This is a genomic window from Burkholderia sp. Se-20378 (assembly GCF_017104665.1).
Lineage (GTDB): Bacteria > Pseudomonadota > Gammaproteobacteria > Burkholderiales > Burkholderiaceae > Burkholderia > Burkholderia lata.
The window spans coordinates 1-4519 of record NZ_JAAGPG010000614.1 but is presented as its reverse complement, the minus strand read 5'-3'; the positions used below and the strand labels follow the sequence as shown (position 1 = coordinate 4519).

Genomic DNA, 4519 nt, shown 5'->3' with positions numbered 1-4519 from the left:
AACGGCGCGACGACGCTCGCGAGCACGGCGCCACCCATGATCGACGTCGAATAGACGCCCATCGCGCCGCCGATCCGTGTCGCGAAATTCGCCTTCACGAAGCCGGGCAGCAGCGCCTGCACCATTGCGATCCCGACGCCCGCGCAGCAGGCGCTCGCGAGCAGCAGCCATGCGTGCTGCGCGCCGACGCGCGACACGCAGGCCAGCCCGATCAGCGCGACGCCGAGCCAGACGCCGCCCGCGATGCCGGTCAGGCGCTGCAGGCGCCGCGCGCTCAGCGCGCCGAGCCCCATCAGCAGGATCGGGATCGTCGTCAGCAGGCTGGCCGCGCCGTCACTGATGCCGGTCGTGCGCTGGATCATGTCGAGCAGCGGGCCGACCGCGGCAAGCGCCGGCCGCAGGTTCAGCCCGACCAGGACGATGGCGGCGAGCCGCCATCCGGGGGAAGTGAAGCGATTCATTGCAAAGCCCTCGATATCGGTGCGCGACCCCGGTGAGGCGCCGCGCGTTTTCATGTAAAGTATCTCGACATCAAGATAAATGCTGATTTGTCTCGACGTCAAGATAACTGGTGAGCCGAGGAGGGTTAATGGATCGAGCCGAGCATGCGCTCGCACAATGGCGCGCCGAGCGTCCGGATCTCGACGCGTCGTCGATGGTGGTGATGGGGCGGTTGCAGGAAGCGGCGCTCGTGATCGCGCGCGACCGTCTCAATCCGCTGTTCGCGCGCTACGGGATGCAGCCGGGTGAATTCGACGTGCTGGCGACGCTGCGGCGTGGCGGGGCGCCGTTCGCGCTGACGCCGACGGCGCTTTATGACGCGCTGATGATGTCGTCGGGTGGGATGACTGCGCGGATCGACCGGTTGCAGAAGGCAGGGTGGGTGGAGCGCCGGCCGAACCCGGCGGACGGGCGTGGGACGCTTGTGGCGCTGACGGAGACGGGCCGCGAGTTGATCGATGAAGCGGTTGTCGCGCATATCGACAATCAGCGGGAGTTGCTGGCCGTGTTGTCGGATGCGGAACAGGTGCAGTTGTCGGATCTGCTGGGAAAGCTGCTGGCGGGGCTGGGAGAGGGGGTGTCGAAGCGGGCGGATGGAAAGTAGCGCCGCCGGATGCGTTATGCAAACGCAGGAGGCGGGCAAAGGAGTTCTTCGTATATTTTCTCGAGCGTCGCTTACCGACCTGGAGCGGACTTCCGCGCGTGGCAAAAGCGGCCGTTGTGCCCCTCTGTGTCGGCAGGCTTTGCGCGACGAGCTTGCGCGCCTTACTTCAATGCCGTGATTGGATGCGAAAAGTGAATCATTAAATAAAGCGGTATGCAAAACATGGCCACGAAGATCGCCCTGGTAGACAGCTTGCGAAAGCGACCCGGCCCCCGTGTAAAGATCGAGCCGGGAGTCGTATCAAATTCGTGATAGTCGAGTTCACGCAATCGACCGGTAATCGTTGCAAGGTTTGAAACCAAATACCATCCTCCGCTAGGATCGAGCGACAGCGGCCGAGAAATCGTATTCAAGCTTGCAACCAGCCACATGTCAGTGCATTCCACGTCAAACGCATACTGATCGAGGACGAAGCGTAGCGCAGAACAAAGCTCGTGATCGTGTCCGATGGCGCGGGACAGAATCTCTGCCCGGTCGCCGTAAATATACAGCCCCTGTTGCATTTCAAAGTGGCGAAGGAATGGAAAAAGGCGACCAAGCCATCCCGCGGAATAAGTCGTTGCGAAGCCCACATCAATCTTTGAAGATAGCTTCAATGGCATGTGGACGTGAGTGACTCCCCTGATATGATCCACCGCCCCGCCATACTTTTTTACCAGCGTTTCGAGTTCGCGCATATCTATAGGTCTCCATCGGATCGGCTTCGAAAGATCGCAACGACACCGTTCGGTACTTTGTTCGTGAGGCGATTAAACCCGACACACATGTGAATGTCACGCCAATTCAATTGCGTGTCAGTTTTCTAATGCTCTCCGGTCACAAACAACACTGCCGATTGTCCGCAATTCAGACCTTTCGGTCGCGTGTCTCCTCCTGGCCAAACACCGACAGTCTTCCTGGCATTCCCCGGAAATTCGCGATGAACAAAAAAAGCCCGCCGCGGAATGCGGCGGGCTTTTCAGTTCGCGGCCCGCACATCGTGCGCCCGCTCAACCCATCAACCCCGCGCCGGAATATTGAGCCCACGCTCGACAGCCGGTCGCGCAACGAACGCATCAAGCACCCGCTTGACGTTCCGGAATTCGCTGAACCCAACCAGATCCCCCGCCTCATAGAACCCGACAAGGTTGCGCACCCACGGGAAGATCGCGATATCCGCGATCGTGTACGCATCGCCCATCACCCACTGGCGGTTCGCGAGATGCGCGTCGAGCACGCCGAGCAGGCGCTTCGATTCGTCGACGTAACGGTCGCGCGGACGCTTGTCCTCATAATCGCGGCCGGCGAACTTGTGGAAGAAGCCGACCTGACCAAACATCGGCCCGATGCCGCCCATCTGGAACATCACCCACTGGATCGTCTCGTAGCGGCCCGCGAGATCCTTCGGGATCAACTGGCCCGTCTTGTCCGCGAGATAGATCAGGATCGCGCCCGATTCGAACAGCGGCAGCGGTTTGCCGTCCGGGCCGTTCGGATCGATGATCGCCGGGATCTTGTTGTTCGGGTTCAGCGACAGGAATGCCGGCGAAAGCTGGTCGTTCGTGTCGAAGCGCACGAGGTGCGGCTCGTACGGCAGGCCGGTTTCCTCGAGCATGATCGACACCTTGACGCCGTTCGGCGTCGGCAGCGAGTAGAGCTGGAGACGGTCGGGATGCTGGGCCGGCCACTTTTGCGTGATCGGGAAGGCGGACAGGTCGGGCATGGAGGTTCGCTCGTCGAAGTGGAGAATCCGCGCTCCGCCGATGCCGCCGCGCTCGCGCACGGTTCGCGACGCGGCGGCGGGGCGGAGCGCGCCGAAAACGCCCACTGTAGCCGATCCCGGCGATCGATGCCGACGGCGGCCGCCATGCCGCCGGGAGCCGCGGCCGGCAGAGATCAGAAGTTGTGCCGCAGCCCGATCATCGCGGCCGTCGTGCCGACGCCCGGCGCGACCGGTTGCCCGTACACGAGCATCTGGTCCATCGTGCCGCGGTTGTTCACGTGGCCGACCTGCGCATAGACCATCGTCCGCTTCGACAGGCTGTAGTCGGCCGCGAGCACGACCGCCGTCGACTTGTTCGCCGAGACGTTGCGATCCTTCAGGTAATACACGGCGGACGTCACCTGCAGCGCGGGCGTGAAGCGATAGCCGATGCCGGCCGACAGCATGTCGAGGTTCACCTTGTCCGCATGCGACGGATTCCGGCCGTTGCCGTACGACGCCGACACCGAGAAATCGTGGATCGTGTATTTCGCGCCGAAGTAGATGAAGCGGTTGTTGTCGACGCCGGTCGGCGCGACGCCTGGCGCCGGGCTCGTGTCGTGCCCGTTGTAGTAGACGGCCGATGCGTTGAGCCCGTAGTTCGCGTACTTGAGCACGACCGATTCGCGCGTGCCGCCCTGGAACTGCCCGGCCACGCCGCCCGGCGCGTATTCGAGCGCGATCGACGCACCCGCGAAGGTCGGCGACTGGTAGACGAGCGCATTGCTGTCGTACAGCGCGCCGATCGCAGCGTTGGTGCTCGTCCCCGTCCAGCCGGCCGCCGTGTTCAGGCCGAGCCACGCGATCAGCACGCTGCCGAAGAACTGCGCGTTGCGCACGTCGGTGTCGGCCATCGCGTAGATCATCGGCACGATCTGGCGGCCGGCCGTGAACGTACCGAACGGGCCCGACACGCCGAGCGACGCCACCTGGTTGAAGATCGCGACGGCGCCCGGTGTGTCGCTCAGTTGCAGCTTGCCGCTGCCGCTGTCGAACGAGCCCTGCAGCTTGAAGTTGACCTTGTAGCCGCCGCCGATGTCCTCGCTGCCCTTGATGCCCCAGAAGCTCGAGTAGATGCCGCCGTCCTTCATGCGGAACACCTTGCCCGTGTTCGGCGCGGTCGGGCTGAACGACGCCGCCGACGTGCTCTGGTACATCAGGCCCGAGTCGATCACGCCGTAGAGCGTGACGGAGGATTGCGCGTGCGCGAGCGCCGAACAGCCGGCAAGCGCCGCGAGCGCGGCCAGTTTCGTCTTCATGAAGTCTCCAGGGTCGTATTGGACCGGACGGGATCGAGCCCGTCCGGGTGAAGCGGGGAAGCATCGAGGCTGGCGGGAACGCGTGAAATGCATCGCCGGTGCGAGCCGTGCTGAAAGACTACGCAACGGCGGGCGGCCGCTCCCCCCCACGCACGGGGGGCAGGGTTGCGGAGAATCGGGGAAGGCGGGCGCGGCAGTGCGCCCGATTGGTGGAACCGGCGTTACAGCGTCAGGGCGCGCTTTCGAGCAGGCCGAGCACCAGCGCACGGCGCACCGCATGCTTGCGCGAGCTGGCGTCGAGCTTGCCGAACAGGTTCTTCAGGTGCCACTTCACGGTTTCCTCGCCGACGGCGA

5 protein-coding genes and 1 pseudogene are annotated in these 4519 nt (G+C 63.8%); 1 reads left to right on the top strand and 5 read right to left on the bottom strand.

What is annotated here, in order from left to right:
* A pseudogene (locus G3N93_RS34860) lies at positions 1-461 on the bottom strand (MFS transporter); the annotation flags it as partial.
* A 128-nt stretch (positions 462-589) separates the two neighbouring features.
* On the opposite strand from G3N93_RS34860, the gene G3N93_RS34855 reads away from it, so the two are divergent.
* Positions 590-1105 carry a MarR family winged helix-turn-helix transcriptional regulator gene (locus tag G3N93_RS34855; RefSeq protein ID WP_206135002.1) on the top strand — a complete coding sequence of 172 codons (516 nt, stop codon included), beginning with the start codon at positions 590-592 and terminating at the stop codon, positions 1103-1105.
* Positions 1106-1266: 161 nt separating this feature from the next.
* Here the strand turns inward: G3N93_RS34855 and G3N93_RS34850 are convergent, their stop codons facing one another.
* The 4 genes from G3N93_RS34850 to G3N93_RS34835 form a co-directional block, all read right to left on the bottom strand.
* Entirely contained in the window at positions 1267-1842 is a 576-nt protein-coding gene (locus tag G3N93_RS34850) for a hypothetical protein (protein WP_206135001.1), read from the bottom strand.
* Positions 1843-2162: 320 nt separating this feature from the next.
* Positions 2163-2867 (bottom strand): glutathione S-transferase N-terminal domain-containing protein, encoded by a 705-nt coding sequence (locus G3N93_RS34845; RefSeq protein ID WP_174934120.1) that lies wholly within the window; start codon positions 2865-2867, stop codon positions 2163-2165.
* A gap of 173 nt (positions 2868-3040) precedes the next feature.
* Positions 3041-4165: a porin gene (locus tag G3N93_RS34840; protein ID WP_206135000.1), complete on the bottom strand. Its 1125-nt coding sequence runs from the start codon at positions 4163-4165 to the stop codon at positions 3041-3043.
* A gap of 229 nt (positions 4166-4394) precedes the next feature.
* The coding region (locus G3N93_RS34835) for a LuxR C-terminal-related transcriptional regulator (protein ID WP_277396594.1) at positions 4395-4519 on the bottom strand (125 nt) is incomplete at its 5' end.

Bases quoted from the DNA above. Each gene is read 5' to 3' on its own strand.
- G3N93_RS34855 (WP_206135002.1), top strand. From the start codon at position 590: ATGGATCGAGCCGAGCATGCGCTCGCACAATGGCGCGCCGAGCGTCCG.
- G3N93_RS34850 (WP_206135001.1), bottom strand. From the start codon at position 1,842: ATGCGCGAACTCGAAACGCTGGTAAAAAAGTATGGCGGGGCGGTGGAT.
- G3N93_RS34845 (WP_174934120.1), bottom strand. From the start codon at position 2,867: ATGCCCGACCTGTCCGCCTTCCCGATCACGCAAAAGTGGCCGGCCCAG.
- G3N93_RS34840 (WP_206135000.1), bottom strand. From the start codon at position 4,165: ATGAAGACGAAACTGGCCGCGCTCGCGGCGCTTGCCGGCTGTTCGGCG.